This window comes from Stenotrophomonas sp. ESTM1D_MKCIP4_1 (assembly GCF_003086895.1).
GTDB lineage: Bacteria > Pseudomonadota > Gammaproteobacteria > Xanthomonadales > Xanthomonadaceae > Stenotrophomonas.
This window is the reverse complement of the sequence record NZ_CP026004.1, coordinates 949,369-965,652: the sequence shown is the minus strand read 5'-3', so window position 1 is coordinate 965,652 and position 16,284 is coordinate 949,369. Positions and strand designations below refer to the sequence as shown.

General features: G+C 64.6%; 13 protein-coding genes and 12 tRNA genes. 3 read left to right on the top strand and 22 right to left on the bottom strand.

Annotation, left to right across the window (positions count from 1 at the left end; translation table 11 throughout):
• From C1924_RS20515 to C1924_RS04380, 14 genes are all read right to left on the bottom strand, one after another.
• The coding region (locus C1924_RS20515; protein ID WP_254051259.1) for a transposase domain-containing protein at positions 1 to 387 on the bottom strand (387 nt) is incomplete at its 3' end.
• Between the two features lie 114 nt (positions 388 to 501).
• A complete protein-coding gene (locus tag C1924_RS04440) occupies positions 502 to 2,457 on the bottom strand; it encodes a peptidyl-prolyl cis-trans isomerase (protein ID WP_108764209.1) in 1,956 nt (651 codons plus the stop codon).
• Between the two features lie 411 nt (positions 2,458 to 2,868).
• Positions 2,869 to 2,945, bottom strand: a tRNA-Asp gene (locus C1924_RS04435).
• Positions 2,946 to 2,974: 29 nt separating this feature from the next.
• A tRNA-Asp gene (locus tag C1924_RS04430) sits at positions 2,975 to 3,051 on the bottom strand.
• A gap of 31 nt (positions 3,052 to 3,082) precedes the next feature.
• A tRNA-Asp gene (locus tag C1924_RS04425) sits at positions 3,083 to 3,159 on the bottom strand.
• Positions 3,160 to 3,240: 81 nt separating this feature from the next.
• Positions 3,241 to 3,317, bottom strand: a tRNA-Asp gene (locus tag C1924_RS04420).
• Positions 3,318 to 3,398: 81 nt separating this feature from the next.
• Positions 3,399 to 3,475 (bottom strand) — tRNA-Asp (locus tag C1924_RS04415).
• Positions 3,476 to 3,501: 26 nt separating this feature from the next.
• A tRNA-Val gene (locus tag C1924_RS04410) sits at positions 3,502 to 3,576 on the bottom strand.
• Positions 3,577 to 3,587: 11 nt separating this feature from the next.
• The gene (locus C1924_RS04405) at positions 3,588 to 3,860 is read right to left on the bottom strand and encodes an HU family DNA-binding protein (protein WP_004146343.1); all 273 of its coding nucleotides are present in this window, start codon (positions 3,858 to 3,860) and stop codon (positions 3,588 to 3,590) included.
• Between the two features lie 219 nt (positions 3,861 to 4,079).
• The gene (lon, locus tag C1924_RS04400) at positions 4,080 to 6,530 is read right to left on the bottom strand and encodes an endopeptidase La (RefSeq protein ID WP_108764208.1); all 2,451 of its coding nucleotides are present in this window, start codon (positions 6,528 to 6,530) and stop codon (positions 4,080 to 4,082) included.
• 142 nt (positions 6,531 to 6,672) lie between these two features.
• Positions 6,673 to 7,962, bottom strand: a complete 1,290-nt coding sequence (clpX, locus tag C1924_RS04395; protein ID WP_108764207.1) for an ATP-dependent Clp protease ATP-binding subunit ClpX — start codon at positions 7,960 to 7,962, stop codon at positions 6,673 to 6,675.
• A 127-nt stretch (positions 7,963 to 8,089) separates the two neighbouring features.
• Entirely contained in the window at positions 8,090 to 8,716 is a 627-nt protein-coding gene (clpP, locus tag C1924_RS04390; RefSeq protein WP_079220811.1) for an ATP-dependent Clp endopeptidase proteolytic subunit ClpP, read from the bottom strand.
• Between the two features lie 76 nt (positions 8,717 to 8,792).
• Positions 8,793 to 10,088 (bottom strand): trigger factor, encoded by a 1,296-nt coding sequence (gene tig, locus C1924_RS04385; protein WP_108764206.1) that lies wholly within the window; start codon positions 10,086 to 10,088, stop codon positions 8,793 to 8,795.
• A gap of 189 nt (positions 10,089 to 10,277) precedes the next feature.
• A tRNA-Leu gene (locus C1924_RS04380) sits at positions 10,278 to 10,362 on the bottom strand.
• 121 nt (positions 10,363 to 10,483) lie between these two features.
• On the opposite strand from C1924_RS04380, the gene C1924_RS04375 reads away from it, so the two are divergent.
• On the top strand, positions 10,484 to 11,119 hold the full coding sequence (locus C1924_RS04375; RefSeq protein WP_159094749.1) for a DUF2306 domain-containing protein: 636 nt from the start codon (positions 10,484 to 10,486) through the stop codon (positions 11,117 to 11,119).
• A gap of 89 nt (positions 11,120 to 11,208) precedes the next feature.
• Here the strand turns inward: C1924_RS04375 and C1924_RS04370 are convergent.
• The 6 genes from C1924_RS04370 to C1924_RS04345 all read right to left on the bottom strand — a co-directional run bounded on the left by C1924_RS04370 (position 11,209) and on the right by C1924_RS04345 (position 12,890).
• Positions 11,209 to 11,284, bottom strand: a tRNA-Lys gene (locus tag C1924_RS04370).
• 138 nt (positions 11,285 to 11,422) lie between these two features.
• A tRNA-Lys gene (locus C1924_RS04365) sits at positions 11,423 to 11,498 on the bottom strand.
• Positions 11,499 to 11,577: 79 nt separating this feature from the next.
• A tRNA-His gene (locus tag C1924_RS04360) sits at positions 11,578 to 11,654 on the bottom strand.
• A 186-nt stretch (positions 11,655 to 11,840) separates the two neighbouring features.
• Entirely contained in the window at positions 11,841 to 12,569 is a 729-nt protein-coding gene (locus tag C1924_RS04355; RefSeq protein ID WP_216821576.1) for a hypothetical protein, read from the bottom strand.
• 130 nt (positions 12,570 to 12,699) lie between these two features.
• Positions 12,700 to 12,776, bottom strand: a tRNA-Arg gene (locus tag C1924_RS04350).
• A gap of 37 nt (positions 12,777 to 12,813) precedes the next feature.
• A tRNA-Pro gene (locus C1924_RS04345) sits at positions 12,814 to 12,890 on the bottom strand.
• Between the two features lie 180 nt (positions 12,891 to 13,070).
• Here C1924_RS04345 and C1924_RS04340 point away from each other — a divergent pair.
• Positions 13,071 to 13,829 carry a Bax inhibitor-1/YccA family protein gene (locus tag C1924_RS04340; protein ID WP_159094748.1) on the top strand — a complete coding sequence of 253 codons (759 nt, stop codon included), beginning with the start codon at positions 13,071 to 13,073 and terminating at the stop codon, positions 13,827 to 13,829.
• Positions 13,830 to 13,964: 135 nt separating this feature from the next.
• Entirely contained in the window at positions 13,965 to 14,585 is a 621-nt protein-coding gene (locus tag C1924_RS04335; protein WP_108764203.1) for a flavin reductase family protein, read from the top strand.
• Between the two features lie 3 nt (positions 14,586 to 14,588).
• Here C1924_RS04335 and C1924_RS04330 read toward each other — a convergent pair whose 3' ends face one another.
• Together C1924_RS04330 and C1924_RS04325 are read right to left on the bottom strand one after the other, a co-directional pair.
• Positions 14,589 to 15,338: a sulfite exporter TauE/SafE family protein gene (locus tag C1924_RS04330; protein WP_108764202.1), complete on the bottom strand. Its 750-nt coding sequence runs from the start codon at positions 15,336 to 15,338 to the stop codon at positions 14,589 to 14,591.
• Positions 15,339 to 15,363: 25 nt separating this feature from the next.
• A complete protein-coding gene (locus C1924_RS04325) occupies positions 15,364 to 16,272 on the bottom strand; it encodes a LysR family transcriptional regulator (RefSeq protein ID WP_108764201.1) in 909 nt (302 codons plus the stop codon).
• Between the last annotated feature and the right edge of the window lie 12 nt (positions 16,273 to 16,284).

The following is a 16,284-nucleotide window of genomic DNA, read 5'->3' as shown; positions in this document are numbered from 1 at the left end:
CACCTGTAGACCCTGCCAGTCATTGTCAGGGTAGCGCTCGGCTCCCCAATGCTGGCCGCACCTGCGGAAAAGATCCTCTACCGGATCCGCACCAAGCCGCGCGCGAGCCTGGCTGATACCGCTGCGTGCAGGCAGATCCAGTGATGCAAGGCCCTGGGCACAGATGTTCAGCCGCCTGGCCACCTCATGCACCGGCTCGTCGCGGAACAGGGCCATGCCCAGCACCAGCCACAGCACCTGATCGCTGGGCAATCTGCGCCTGCGGATGGAGGCCTGTGAGGAGAGCTCCAGTGCGCTGGACACCCATTCCACCGGAAAGTTCTGGGTGAACGTGCTCAGATCGGAGAAATTGAACAGGTCACCAAGGTCGAGCAGTTGTTGTTGGATGGGCACAAAAAATCCGATGCCAGAAGACTGGCATCGGATTCTGATTGGCTCAGCTGCTTAAGTGAACAGCATTACGGCATTGCCGGGCCTTTTGCATCCTGCTCGCCTGGCGGCTTACAGGTTGGCTTCGGTGGTCTGCACCACGAACTTCTTGCGCATCGCGTCGATGTAGGCCTTGGCTGCCGCCATGCCGTCAATCTGGCTCAGCTGGTCCTTCAGCTGCTTCTGCTGCTCGGGCGTCACTTCCTTGATGTTGCCCGGGGTCACCTTGTTCACCACGAACACCAGCGCGTGGCCGTTGACGTCGACCTTGCCGAAGCTCGCCTTGCCTTCAGCCGGCACCGGTGCACTGAAGATGGCACGGTTGATTTCCGGGGTCGGCACCGGCTGGCTGCGCGGCAGGCCCGGCATCGGGCTGACCTGCAGCTTGTCGCTGGCAACCAGCGACTGCAGGCTGGCACCACCCTTCAGCTTGGCCAGCAGGGCGTCGGCTGCCTTGTCACTGGCCTGGCGCTGGCGGTCAGCACGGATCGCGGCGATGACCTGCTCGCGGGCCTTGTCCAGCGGCAGTGCCTGTTCCGGCGAGTGCGCGGCCACACGGATCACCACACTGTGGTTGGTGCTGCCACCCAGCGCGATCGGATCGCTGGCGGTGCCGTCCTGCACCATCACGTCGGAGAACGCCGAGCGCAGCACGGCCGGGTCTGCGGCAATGCCGCTGGCAGTAGCGCGGGTGATCGGACCCAAGGTCTGCACCGGCAGATCCACCGCCTTGGCCGCGGCGATCAGATCGCTGGGGCTCTTGTTGATGGCATCGACCAGGCGGCCAGCCAGATCGTTGAAGCTGCGCTCGCCGTCGGCCTTCAGCTGCTCGGCGGCCAGGACGTCACGCACCTGCTCGAACGACTTGCCTTCGCCACCGCGCACGGCGGCGACCTTGATGACGTGATAACCGAAGTCGGTCTTGACCGGACCGATCACTTCACCAGCCTTGGCGGCAAACAGCGCGTCCTCGAACGGCTTGACCATCGCGCCACGCTCGACCCAGCCCAGGTCACCGCCCTGGTCCTTGGAACCCGGATCCTGCGAGTTTGCCTTGGCCAGCGCAGCGAAGTCGGCACCGGCAGCCTTGGCCTCGGCGGCCAGCTTGGCAGCCTTCGCTTCGGCACCGTCACCGGTGATCAGGATGTGCGCTGCCTGGCGCTGTTCCGGGCTTGCGAACTTGGCCTTCTCTTCCTCGTAGCGCTTGCGCAGGGTGGCCTCATCGGCCGGTACCGGCGCCGGCAGGTTGGCACCGTTGAGTTCGACATATTCCAGCGAGACCGATTCGGCCTGGCGGAAATCCTTGCCGTGGCTTTCGTACCACTGCTTGATCTGTGCGTCGGTGACCGGCGCGGTATCGGCCGGCACTTCCGGCAGCGCCACCAGTTCAACGTCACGGGTTTCGCCCAGCAGCTTCAGCAGGCGCTCGGTCTCGGCCTGGGTAACAAAGCCCGAATTCTGCAGACCGGCCGGAATCACCGACTGCTGCAGGCTGGCACGCACTTCTTCCTGGAACTGGGCCGGGGTGCGCGGCGGGTTGCCACCGCCCAGCGCCAGCCGGTAGTTGTTCTCATTGAACTTGCCATCGCTGCCCAGGAAGGCCGGGATGGTCAGGATGTAATCGCGCACGGCGCCGTCGCCGACGACTACGCCCGCCTGTTCACCCACCAGGCGCACGACCTGTTCGTCAATCAGCTGGTCGAGCACGGCCAGCTTGTTCTCGGTGCTCTCGAACGCGCGCGGGTCGAAGTTCTCGCCCTGCTGCTGGCGCTCACGCATGCGCTCCTGCTCGAAGCGGGTACGGAAATCCTGCGCGCTGATCTCATGGTGCTGCCACAGCATGCGCACCGGCCACCACGACGGCGCCGAGCGCCACCAGGTCGGCGGAGCCGAAACCTTGGCCACGTTCTGTGCGCCGACACCACCGAGGTAGCTGTTGTCGATCACGAACAGGAACGGAATCATCAGCAGCCCCAGGATCACGGTGACGATCCAGCCTGAGGTCTTGTCGCGGAGTTTCTGCAGCATGGTGAGGAATCACATGGCCTGAGTGGCGAGCCGGGCAGTGTAACCCGCTTCGCGGCCCGCACCAAAAACGGCCCGGAGTCAGGTGGGACAAGGATATGCACCCATGCGGACAGCCGCGCCCGACCCGTACTGGCCGCACGCAGGCATATCGGCCGGTCTCGGGCGCAGCATGCGCCTGCCGGGCCGCCCTTGCGGCGCGCCACAGGCGGACCTGGTCCACCTCGACACCCTGCGGCGTACCTGCCGTGCGCGGCCCTGCTGCGGCGGCTGCCCGCAGCCCTGCAGCTTCCCCCGCCATGTGACCGGGTAGCGCCCCGTTGGCCATGCGCGGCGGAAACGCGTACCCCGGAAAAGCAAAATGCCCGTAGGTCCAGGACCGACGGGCATCTTCGATGACACTTCAAACTCTGCTGGCGGAGCGGACGGGACTCGAACCCGCGACCTCCGGCGTGACAGGCCAGCATTCTAACCAGCTGAACTACCGCTCCACATGGGCAGAACTTGTTGGGATCCGGGATGGCGGAGCGGACGGGACTCGAACCCGCGACCTCCGGCGTGACAGGCCAGCATTCTAACCAGCTGAACTACCGCTCCACAGCACTTCCAGATACCCCTGCTTGCAACTTGGCGGAGCGGACGGGACTCGAACCCGCGACCTCCGGCGTGACAGGCCAGCATTCTAACCAGCTGAACTACCGCTCCACGTTTGCTGCAAACCTTTCTGTCTCAGCCGGCCGAGGCCGGTTGAAACAAGGCGCCCGGTTACCCGGAAGCCTTTGAAACTGGCGGAGCGGACGGGACTCGAACCCGCGACCTCCGGCGTGACAGGCCAGCATTCTAACCAGCTGAACTACCGCTCCAGTTGTGTTGCTGTTTTCCCCACAAGGCAGAACCCTGGAAGAAAACAAAGCCCCCAGTTGCCCGGGGGCCTCGCGTCGAAGTGGCGGAGCGGACGGGACTCGAACCCGCGACCTCCGGCGTGACAGGCCAGCATTCTAACCAGCTGAACTACCGCTCCACACTCAAACTTTTACCGCGGTGCTGTGGTGGGTGCTGAGGGTTTCGAACCCCCGACCCTCTCCGTGTAAAGGAGACGCTCTACCGCTGAGCTAAGCACCCCAGCGAGCCGCTTAGTTTACAGCATCCTTCAGGGCCTTACCAGCCTTGAACGACGGATTCTTCGAAGCAGCGATCTTGATGGTGTCGCCGGTCTTCGGGTTGCGGCCGGTGCGGGCAGCACGGTCGCGGACCTGGAAGGTACCGAAGCCAACCAGGGTGACCGCATCGCCGTCCTTCAGCGCCTTGGTGACGGCAGCAACGACGGCATCGACAGCGCGGCTGGACTCGGCCTTGGTCAGGTCGGCGGCTTCAGCAACGGCATCGATCAATTCGGTCTTGTTCATTCTCTACAACTCCTTTGGCGGTGGGTTCCGCTTATTCGACAGGGAAGCAACCGCGCGCGCTCAGCGTGCGGCCGCCATGTGGAAACTGTTCGCCGAATTCAGTGATCGCCAGACTGCGATCACTCATTCGCGGGTGCTGCTTTTATACCAGCGCCCCTACCCCCACGCAAGCTGGAAAGCCAGTAACGACGCGGGTTTCAGGCATTTCGACCGCACGCGTCAATGCTTGACGCGTGCGTTTCCACTCGGTTTGGCCTTGCTACGCACTGTGACACGCTGCGCACTCTTGCGCGCCTTCTTCGGTGCCAGCGGACGCTCAAGCGCCAAGTCCAACACTTCCTCGATGTACTTCACCGGCACGATCTGCAGATCACGGGTGACGTTGGCCGGAATGTCGGCCAGATCCTTGCGGTTCTCCTCGGGAATGATGACCGTGCGGATGCCACCCCGCAGCGCCGCCAGCAGCTTTTCCTTCAGGCCACCGATGGCGGTGACGCGACCGCGCAGGGTGATCTCACCGGTCATGGCCACGTCGGCACGCACCGGCACCTTGCTCAGCATCGACACCAGCGAGGTGACCATCGCCGCGCCGGCACTGGGGCCGTCCTTCGGCGTGGCGCCATCGGGCACGTGCACGTGCACGTCGTGCTTCTGCAGGAAGTCGCCATCGATGCCGAAACCAACGGCACGCGAACGGACCACCGACAGCGCCGCCGACGCCGATTCCTTCATCACGTTGCCCAGCTGGCCGGTCAGGATCAGCTGGCCCTTGCCCGGCACCAGCGTGGATTCGATCTGCAGCAGATCGCCGCCCACTTCGGTCCAGGCCAGGCCGGTGACCAGGCCGATTTCGTTGGCTTCCTCGGCGCGGCCGAAATCGAAGCGACGCACGCCCAGGTACTTGTCCAGGTTCTTGCTGGTGACGCTGACCAGGGCCTTGGACTTCTTCGGCCCCTTCTTCGTCTTCACCGGCTGCGGGCCGGCCAGCGCGATCTCCTTCACCACCTTGCGGCAGATCTTGGCGATCTCGCGTTCCAGGTTGCGCACGCCGGATTCGCGCGTGTAGTAGCGCACGATGTCCTGGATGGCATCGCTGCCGATTTCCAGCTCCTCCGGCTTCAGGCCATTGGCCTTGATCTGCTTGGGCGACAGGTAACGGGTGGCGATGTTGAGCTTCTCATCCTCGGTGTAGCCGGGGATGCGGATCACTTCCATGCGGTCCAGCAGCGGGCCCGGGATGTTGAGCGAATTGGAGGTCGCCACGAACATCACTTCGGACAGGTCCAGATCCACTTCCAGGTAGTGGTCGTTGAAGGCGTTGTTCTGCTCCGGGTCGAGCACTTCCAGCAGCGCCGAGGACGGATCGCCACGGAAGTCCATGGACATCTTGTCGATCTCATCGAGCACGAACAGCGGGTTCCTGCTGCCGACCTTGTTGAGGTTCTGCACGATGCGGCCCGGCATCGAACCGACGTAGGTGCGGCGGTGGCCACGGATCTCGGCCTCGTCGCGCACGCCGCCCAGCGACATGCGCACGAACTTGCGGTTGGTGGCCTTGGCGATGGACTGACCCAGCGAGGTCTTGCCCACGCCCGGCGGACCGACCAGGCACAGGATCGGGCCCTTCATCTGCTTCACGCGCGACTGCACCGCCAGGTATTCCAGGATGCGGTCCTTGACCTTGTCCAGGCCGTAGTGGTCGGCGTCCAGGGTGTCCTGCGCGGCCTTGAGGTCCTTGCGCACCTTGGTGCGCTTCTTCCACGGCACGCCCAGCAGCCACTCCAGGTAGTTGCGCACGACGGCCGCTTCGGCCGACATCGGCGACATCTGCTTGAGCTTGTTCAGTTCGTTGCGCGCCTTGGTTTCCACCGGCTTGGGCATGCCGGCTTCGGCGATCTTGCGGGCCAGCTCTTCCAGCTCGCCCGGCGCATCGTCGAGGTCACCCAGTTCTTTCTGGATGGCCTTCATCTGTTCGTTGAGGTAGTACTCGCGCTGGCTCTTTTCCATCTGCGACTTCACGCGGCCGCGGATGCGCTTTTCCATCTGCTGCACGTCGATCTCGCCGTCTACCAGACCGACCAGCATCTCCAAGCGCTCGCCCACCGCCAGCGTTTCCAGCAGGCGCTGCTTGTCCGCCAGGCGCACGCTGATATGCGCAGCGATGGTGTCGGCCAGGCGCGCCGGTTCGTCGATGCCGGCCAGGGTCTGCAGCAGCTCCGGCGGCAGCTTGCGGTTGGTCTTGACGTACTGCTCGAACAGCGACATCAGCGAGCGGGCGATGGCCTCGATCTCGCGCGGTTCACGCGGGTCGGCCGCGTCGATCTCCACGGCCTGGCCGTGCAGCGAGCCATCACGCTCGTCGACGTGGGTGACCTGCACGCGCGACAGGCCTTCGACCAGCACCTTGATGGTGCCGTCAGGCAGCTTCAGCAGCTGCAGCACCTGCGCCAGCGTACCGACCTGGTAGAGATCGGCCGCATGCGGGTCGTCGGTCTCGGCGGACTTCTGCGCCAGCAGCAGGATGCGCTTGTCTGCCTCCATTGCCTGTTCGAGCGCATGCATGGACTTGTCACGGCCGACGAACAGCGGGATGACCATGTGCGGGAACACCACTACGTCGCGCAGCGGCAGGACCGGCAGGTCGAGGGTTTCACTTGGGGAACGGGCCATGGGGGCTCCAGGGAAGGGGAAAACCATCTCCGGGAGGGCATCTTCCGGAGACAAAAAAAGCCGATGGCCCCGTTATGGGGCCATCGGCTTTCAGATGCAAGGCGTTCGTTTAAAATCCTTTCAAATCAAAAACTTGAAAGAATCACTCGGCGCCTGCGGCCTTCTGTTCAGGGGCCGCCGGGGTCTGGTAGATCAGGTACGGCTCGGACTTGTGCTCGATCACCGATTCATCCACGACCACCTTGCTGACGTTTTCCTGCGACGGAAGGTCGTACATGGTGTCCAGCAGGACCGATTCGACGATGGTGCGCAGGCCACGGGCGCCGGTCTTGCGCTTGAGCGCCTTGCGGGCAATGGCCGACAACGCGTCCGGACGGAACTCCAGCTCGACGTTCTCCATCTCGAACAGCTTCTTGAACTGCTTGGTGATGGCGTTCTTCGGCTCGGTCAGGATCTTGATCAGGGCCGGCTCGTCCAGCTCTTCCAGGGTCGCCACGACCGGCAGGCGGCCGACGAACTCGGGAATCAGGCCGAACTTGATCAGGTCTTCCGGCTCGACTTCGGCCAGCACCTTGCCCACTTCCTGCTTGCGCTCGGTGCTCTTCACCTTGGCGCCGAAGCCGATGCCGCCGGCGTCGTTGGAACGCTGCTGGATCACCTTGTCCAGGCCGGCAAACGCACCGCCACAGATGAACAGGATGTTCTTGGTGTCCACCTGCAGGAATTCCTGCTGCGGGTGCTTGCGGCCGCCCTGCGGCGGAACGCTGGCCACGGTGCCTTCGATCAGCTTCAGCAGGGCCTGCTGCACGCCTTCGCCGGACACATCGCGGGTGATCGACGGGTTCTCGCTCTTGCGCGAGATCTTGTCGATTTCATCGATGTAGACGATGCCCTGCTGCGCCTTCTCGACGTCGTAGTCGCACTTCTGCAGCAGCTTCTGGATGATGTTCTCCACGTCCTCGCCCACGTAACCGGCTTCGGTCAGCGTGGTGGCGTCGGCCATGGTGAACGGCACGTTGAGCAGGCGAGCCAGGGTTTCGGCCAGCAGCGTCTTGCCCGAACCGGTCGGGCCGACCAGCAGGATGTTCGACTTGGCCAGTTCGACCTCATCGTTCTTCTGCCGGCTCTCGATGCGCTTGTAGTGGTTGTAGACGGCCACGGCCAAGGTGCGCTTGGCCCGGTTCTGGCCAATCACATACTGGTCGAGCACCTCGAGGATCTCGCGCGGCTTGGGCAGCGAACTGCGCGCCGACTGCGCCTTTTCCTCGAGCTCTTCACGGATGATGTCGTTGCACAGCTCCACGCATTCATCGCAGATGAACACGCTCGGACCCGCAATCAGCTTGCGCACTTCATGCTGGCTCTTTCCGCAGAAAGAGCAGTAGAGGATCTTGCCGGTGTCCGTGGAACGACCTTGGCGGTCTTCGCTCATGCTTCGCTTACCCAGTTACCCCACCCGCTGAACGGGGGTTCGATTCGAGAATAGCACAGGGCCGGAGGGACACCAGTCCCGGTCCGACCCTGCAGGAACGGGGCCTCCCTGGCCCCGTGCAGGCCGATCAACCGGCCTGGATCGACTCTTCCGGACGACGTTCCAGCACCTGGTCGACCAGGCCGTAGGCCACCGAGTCGACCGCGCTCTTGAAGTTGTCGCGTTCGGTGTCGCGGGCGATCGTTTCCAGCGACTGGCCGGTGTGCTTGGCCAGCACTTCGTTCAGGCGCGAACGCAGGGTCAGGATTTCACGGGCATGGATGTCGATGTCCGTGGCCTGGCCCTGGAAGCCGCCCAGCGGCTGGTGGATCATCACGCGCGAGTTCGGCAGCGCGTAACGCTTGCCGGCAGCGCCCGAAGCCAGCAGCAGGGCACCCATCGAGGCGGCCTGACCGACGCAGATCGTGCTCACGTCCGGCTTGATGTACTGCATGGTGTCGTAGATCGCCATGCCGGCGGTGACAACGCCACCCGGCGAGTTGATGTAGATGCTGATGTCCTTTTCCGGGTTTTCCGCTTCCAGGAACAGCAGCTGCGCCACCACCACGTTGGCCATGTGATCGTCGATCGGGCCCACGAGGAAGATCAGGCGCTCCTTCAACAGGCGCGAATAGATGTCGTAGGCACGCTCGCCGCGGCTGGTCTGCTCGACCACCATGGGAACCATGTTCAGGGCTTTGGTCCGGTTGTCCATTTCGTGAGGTACCTGTCTTGGGGGAAACACCCCCGCGCCAGGGCAGGCGCGGGGTATGGGGAGATCCGCCCCGGTATTACTGGCGGATCGCGTCCTGGAACGACAGCTTTTCTTCAGTGTGCTGGGCGCGCTCGGCGATCCAGTCGATCACCTGCTCTTCCATCACACGGTTCTGCAGACCAGACATCAGCTGGGGGTCGTTGCGGTACATCTCAATGACCTGCTCCGGCTCTTCATAGGTCGATGCGATCAGACGCAGCGTTTCATTCAGGCGCTTGGCTTCCAGGCGCAGGTCGTTGGTGCGGGCCACTTCGCCCACCACCAGGCCGACCAGCACGCGCTTGGCGGCGGCATCCTTGAAGCCTTCGTGGGCATCGGCCGGGATTTCACCGACGTTCTGGCCATTGCGGCGGGCCTGCTCGACCTGCTGGGCCAGCATGGCGCGGGCTTCGTTCTCCACCAGGCGCGGCGGCATTTCCACCGACGAATAGGCGGCGATCAGCTGCTCGCCCACTTCGCGGCGCAGGCGGTTCATCAGGGCGCCCTTCAGCTCGCGCTCCAGGTTGGCGCGGATGTCGCTGCGGAACTGCTCGACGTCGCCGCCCTTCACGCCGAAGCTCTTGATGAAGGCTTCATCGACCGCCGGCACGACCGGCTCGGACACTTCGACGACCTTGACGGTGACCTGCACGGTCTTGCCCGCCAGCACCGGCACGCGCCAGTCAGCCGGGAACTCGACGTCCAGGGTCTTTTCCTCGCCCTTGGCCAGGCCGACCAGGCCCTTTTCGATGGTCTCGAACATCATGCCCTGGCCGAGCACGATCGAACCCTTCTCGGTGCCCTCGGCCGGCAGACGCTCTTCGCCGGCCTGCGACCAGGTTTCCAGCGCGACCAGATCGCCATCCTGCGCGCCACGGGTGACCGGGGCCCAGGTGCGACGCTGGTTCTGCAGGTTCTCGATCATCTGGTCGATGTCGGCGTCGGTGATTTCAGCGGTGTGGCGCACCACGGTCAGCTTGCTGACGTCGATGTCGCCGAAGTCCGGCACCACTTCCACGGTGGCCACGAAGGAGAATTCACCCTCGTCACCCTTGTCGATGCGCGGGCTGCCGACGATGCGCAGGTCGTGCTCGCGCACGGCCGCGTCGAAGGTTTCGCGCAGCAGGCCGTCCAGCGCCTCGCCACGGACCTGCGCGCCGAAGCGCTGCTCGATCACCTTGGCCGGCACCTTGCCCGGACGGAAACCCTTGATGCGGGTGGTACGGGCAATTTCGCCCAGGCGGCCGTTGATGTGGCTCTGCAGACGGTCTTCCGGCAGCGAGAAGCTCAGGCGGCGTTCCAGGTTGCCGATGGTTTCGATCGAAGCTTGCATGTTGACTCCTGCCACCGGTGGCGCCCTGGCCCCCGGCTCGATGATGGATGAAACGGTTGTAAGGACACGACGTCTGGGACGCGCCTGCTTGCCGCAGCCCTTTAGTTTCGCCCAATTCGGCCTGCACTGCCAGCGCGTGGCGGCCAAGGGGCCGCAGGGAGCCCGATCAGGGCGGGGACAGGCCGGCACTGGTGCGAAAGGGGGGACTCGAACCCCCACGCCTTGCGGCACTGGAACCTAAATCCAGGGCGTCTACCAATTCCGCCACTTTCGCGTGGCCGGCACAGGCGTTCATTGTCGCAGGCGGGGCCCGAAAGCGGAAGGCGTGACAAAGCTGAATGTGCAATTGGCCGCGCATCGCGCAGACTGCCCGCGTTGCCCGTCCGGAATGCCCGATGGAACGCATCACCGCTTCCGCACCCTCCCCGCGTGCCTGGACCACCCGGTGGCAGGGAGCATTCTGGCTGCTGGGCCTGGCCGTGGCCGCGCACTTTCTGTGGCTGACGGCGCAGCGCTATCTGCAGGTGACGCCCGAGGCCTACGGCATGTTCTGGGACCGGCGCAGCTGGCTGTGGCTGCATATCGCCGGTGGCGTCCTGGCGATGCTGGCCGGGGCAAGCCAGTTCGTGACAGCACTGCGCCGACGCTGGCCCACCCAGCACCGCTGGCTGGGGCGCACCTACCTGCTGGGCATCCTGCTGGGCAGTACCGCCGTGGCTGGCCTCATCGCCACTACCCAGGGCTGGCTGGCATTGAAACTTGCGTTTGCTGCCACCGGCCTCGCATGGCTGAGCACGTCGTGGCGTGGCTACCGCACGATTCGCCGTGGAGAGATCGATGCGCATCGGCGCTGGATGCTGCGCAGCTATCTGGTGACCCTGTCGCCGGCCGTATTCCGCTTGTATCTGCTGATACCGGCATTGATGCAGCTGGCATCGCCGCTGGTGATGGTACCCAGCCTGCTGGTACTGAGCTGGGCGCTGCCACTGCTGGCCTACGAAACAGCACGCCGCCTGCCCCGCCCACGGTAGATCCACGCCATGCGTGGATGTGTCATGGCAGCCGATCACCAGATCGCAGCCAAGAAAAAAGCCACTTGGCGAACCAAGTGGCTTTCGTCTGGTGGGCTGTCAAGGATTCGAACCTTGGACCTATTGATTAAGAGTCAACTGCTCTACCAACTGAGCTAACAGCCCGAAATCGGGGCGCGAATTATGACCCCATCCGCCTGGGGGATGCAAGCACCTCATTCAACTTCGTTGAAATCCGCACTGCTCCGGGTACCGCACTATCTGAAGAAAAAAGCCACCTGGCATACCAGGTGGCTTCCGTCTTGGTGGGCTGTCAAGGATTCGAACCTTGGACCTATTGATTAAGAGTCAACTGCTCTACCAACTGAGCTAACAGCCCGTGAAACTCAGACGCACATTGTAGCGTGCATTCTGTTTATTGCAATACCGTGTCGGCGTTGCCGATGCGGTTGAAACAGTGGGGTGGCTGAGGGGATTCGAACCCCCGACCACCGGAATCACAATCCGGTACTCTAACCAACTGAGCTACAGCCACCACTGAAACTTTTGCTTCACCGCCGATGTTGCCGGCGCTGGAGCCTGATGCGTTGCCTTGAGTGGGTGGAAGCAGAAGTTCCGTCCCCCGAAGCGAGTCCGGCATTTTCCGGGAGTCGCGCGGGAATTGCAAGCACTTCTTCACATTGATGTGCAGGGGCCTGTCAGGGCCGACAGCGCCTGTCACTCAGGGATCGCTGGCAGAGATGACCCGGGTCGTTTCGCCTGCTTCATCCAGGAACGCCAGCGTTGCCTCGCCCTTCGGCGTGACCTGCAACTGCAGGCGCGGATTGCCCTTGGCGTCCAGCAACTGCAGCATTGCGTTCCGCGCATCGGACCTGCCGAGGAATACGCGACGGGTGATCGCCTCTTCGCCCGCCTTGGCCAGCCGCTCGTCGTCTGCCGAGAAGATCGGCCGCTTCAGGCCATCGGCCACGTCATTGAACATCAAGCCTGCGATATTCCCATCGGGGCCATCCAGACCCAGCAACTGCAGCTGCTGGTCCTGCTGGTATCGATCAAAGGTGAGGCTCATCCCGCTGTCCGGGCGCCCATCCTTGCCCAGCGCGCCATTGAAGATCAGCCCACCGTTCTCGGTGCCTTCGTCATTCAGGAACAGCATGCCGGCCATGGGCCGCTTGTGTGCGGTGATCTCCTCGCCCTTCATGAAGCCACCCGGGAAACGCGTGCGGTTGGATACAACCAGGCGCAGGGTGCCGTCGGGCTCGCGGATGTTGATGCGCTGCGCGTCGATGACATCGAACGATGCATCGCGATGGGCGCTGGCACCCATCAGCAGACCGGCCAGCGCCAGCAGGGTGACACCGCCGCAGTACAGCGAAAGCCGCCGCTGGCTGGCACGCAGGCGCTGTACTTCCGCAACGAGGTCCTTGTCCTGGACTGCCTGCTCCGTCATGCGTCTCACTCCTTTGATGGGGCAGGAAGAGCGGACAACGCGCTGCCCCGGACGACCTTGTCCGAGCAAGGACTGTAACGGGTGGAGACGAAGGGGCCATGCGCCGGAAGTCAGGGAGCTTTCCCTGCGATGGCGCGCCCGACAGGAATCGAACCTGTAACCGCCGGCTTAGAAGGCCGGTGCTCTATCCAGTTGAGCTACGGGCGCCCGAACCGGAACGGCGTCCAATCCGACGTAGTGGGATTGGTCGGGGTAGAGGGATTCGAACCCCCGACATCCTGCTCCCAAAGCAGGCGCGCTACCAGACTGCGCTATACCCCGGCACTGCAATCCCCTCGGGCAGGGCCCGGGGAGCTGGTCATTGTGAACAAGCGTGGCGCAGCCTGTCAACGCGGCGCGGCCGAGGGCACCCCGCCGCCACAGCAGCGTACGCAGCCATCGGCTATGCTCCCTGCCATCGGCCGGATGGCCGTAACCACCTCTCACGCACGGAGATCTCGCATGCGCAGCGGCAACCCGGCTCTTTCCGAGTCGACTTTCCTCGATCTGGCCAGCGGCTCGGTGGTGACCCACCCCGACCAGGCGATGACCCTCAACGGCACCGTCAACAAGACCGGCTTCCTGCTGCTGCTGACCGTGCTGACCGCGGCCTTTGCCTGGAACCAGTCGATCAGCCCGCTCAACGAGGTGATGCCCAGCGCGAAGCTGTACGCCATGGGCGGCGCCATCGGCGGTCTGGTGCTGGCGCTGATCACCGTCTTCAAGAAGGAATGGTCGCCGGTCACCGCACCGATGTACGCGCTGGTGGAAGGCCTGTTCCTGGGCGCGATCTCGGCCGTGTTCAACATGAAGTTCCCCGGCATCGTGTTCCAGGCGGTACTGCTGACCTTCGGCACCCTGTTCGCCCTGCTCTTTGCCTACCGCAGCGGCCTGATCAAGGCCACCGAGAACTTCAAGCTGGGCGTGGTCGCCGCGACCGGTGGCATCGCCCTGCTCTACCTGGCCTCGTTCGTGCTGGGCTTCTTCAACATCAACGTGCCGGTGATCCACGACGCCAGCTGGCTGGGCATCGCCTTCAGCCTGTTCGTGGTGGTGGTGGCCGCGCTGAACCTGGTGCTGGATTTCGACTTCATCGAGACCGGCGTGGCCCAGCGCGCGCCGAAGTACATGGAGTGGTATGGCGCATTCGGCCTGATGGTGACCCTGGTCTGGCTGTATGTGGAATTCCTGCGCCTGCTGTCGAAGATCCAGCAGCGCTGAGTCCAATCAGGCCGTAAACGACAAGCCGCGATCCGCGAGGGTCGCGGCTTTTTCGTGGGCTGCATCTGCCCGGCTGGCGGATAATCGGGGGCAACATCCTGTCGAGCAAGCTCGACCCTACGGAACCCCCACCCCATGCCTGACACCTTCCACAGCTACCGCCCGGCCGATGGCCACCGCCTGCCGCACGATCCGTTCAATGCCATCGTCGGCCCCCGCCCGATCGGCTGGATCTCCAGCTGCGACGCCGATGGTTCCCTGAACCTGGCGCCCTACAGCTTCTTCAACGCCTTCAACTACACCCCGCCGATCATCGGCTTCTCCAGCCAGGGCCGTAAGGATTCGCTGCACAACATCGAGGCCACCGGCGAATTCGTCTGGAACCTGGCCACGTTCGAGTTGGCCGAGGCGATGAATGAAAGCTGCCGCGCGGTCGCGCCGGACGTCGATGAGTTCAGCCTGGCCGGGCTGACACCGCTGGCCTCCACTGCAGTGCGTCCACCGCGCGTGGCACAGAGCCCGGTCAGCATGGAATGCCGCTGCACCCAGATCGTGCGCCTGCGCGATGCTGCCGGCCAGGACACCAACGGCTGGCTGGTGCTGGGCGAAGTGGTGGCGGTGCATATCGATGCACGGCTGCTGGTCGATGGCATCTACGATACTGCCGCCGCCGATCCGATCCTGCGTGGTGGCGGCCCGGCCGATTACTTCCGGGTCAGTGCCGAACAGCGGTTCCGCATGTTCCGCCCGGCCTGAACATCAACGCGACAACAGCACCGGCAGCGCCGAGCACAGCAGAGCGATGCCGGATGCGGTGAGCAGGCCCAGCACGATCTGCCGGAAGCGCGCTTCGCTGATGCCGATGTACAGGCGTGCGCCCAGCAGGGTGGGCACCAGCATGGCCGGGGCCACGATGGCGAAGTACGGCAGCATCTGCCGGGTGACCATGCCGTTGCCCACATAGGTCGCCATGGTTACCGCCAGCATGGCCAGGTTGAAGTTCTGGATGACCGCACGCTGCTCGTCCTTGCCGAAGCCGCGCAGCGTGCTCCACAGCGTCGGCACCGGCCCGGCGAAGCCTCCGATGCCACTGAGCACGCCGCCCGCCATGCCGGCCACGGCGTCGCCGATGCGGCCGCCGACGGTGATGGGCGGCAGCCGGCGCGCCATCAGCATCACCGGGCACCAGACCGCAAGAAACCCGCCCAGCAGCGCCTTGAACAAGGCCATGTCCAGCTGCGGCAGGACCAGCACACCCAGTGGAATCCCGGCCAGCCCGCCGAGTACGAACGGCAGCAGCAGGCGCAGGTTGAAGCCGCGGCGCACGGTGAACACCGCCAGCAGTTGACCGGTGAGCGCACCGAATACCGCCAGCGCAGCGGCCAGTCGCGGCTCCAGCCCCCAGGCCCAGAAGGACATCGCCACCATGCCGAACGCAAATCCAGACAAGCCCTGTACAAAGCCAGCGACAATCGCGCCGACCGCCACCAGCAGATAAACCGGATCCATCACGTTCCTCGTTGCCGTGGCGTGGCTACCCTGCCCCGCCCGTCCATGCAGCGTAGTGCGAGGCCAGGTGATCGACCAGCGCGCGCACCTTCGGCGCCAGTGCGCGGGCGTGTGGATAGAGCGCGAAATAGCGACGCTGGCCCGCATGCCAGCCCGGCAGCACGCGGATCAGCCGACCGGCGCGCAGATCCTCCTGCACGGTCAGTGCAGTGAACAAGCTGATGCCCATGCCCGCCATCACCGCCGCATGCAGTGCGGGCGTCGAATCCACGCGCAGGCGCTGGCCCGCCTCGATGCGGGAGACGGCGCCGCGCGGCCCCTGCAGCTCCCACGCCACACTGGCGGCAGTCGGGCTGAAGCCCAGCAATGTGTGCTGCTGCAGATCGGCCGCCTGTCTCGGCAGCCCGTGCTGGGCCAGGTAGGCCGGAGCGGCCACCAGAATGCGTGGGCACGTGGCCAGTTCGCGCGCCACCAGTTGGCTGTCCGGCAGCAACGGCGCGATGCGCAATGCCAGGTCGAAGCCACCGCCCACCACATCCACCAGCTGGTCATCCGCCGACAGGTCAAGGGAGACCTGGGGGTAGCGGGCAAGGAAGCCAGGCAGCCAGTGCGGCAGTTCCTGGCTGGCCACCACCTGCGGCACGCTGATGCGCAGGCGCCCGCTGGGCTGCGCCTGGCCGGCGCGGGCGCGGTCGTCGGCCGCCTCGAGGCGATCGAGCAGGCTTACTGCCTCGCGATGGTAGTCGCGCCCGGCCTCGGTCAATGACATGCGGCGGCTGTTGCGGTCGAGCAGGCGCACCTGCAGGTGCTCCTCCAGGTGCCGCAATTGCCGCGACATCGCCGAGTGAGTGGTGCCCAGTCGCTCGGCAGCCGCAGTGAAGCTGCCTGCCTCGACGATGGTGCGCAGCGCGCGCAGGGCGGCGAAGTGATCCATCGAGGCGACTCC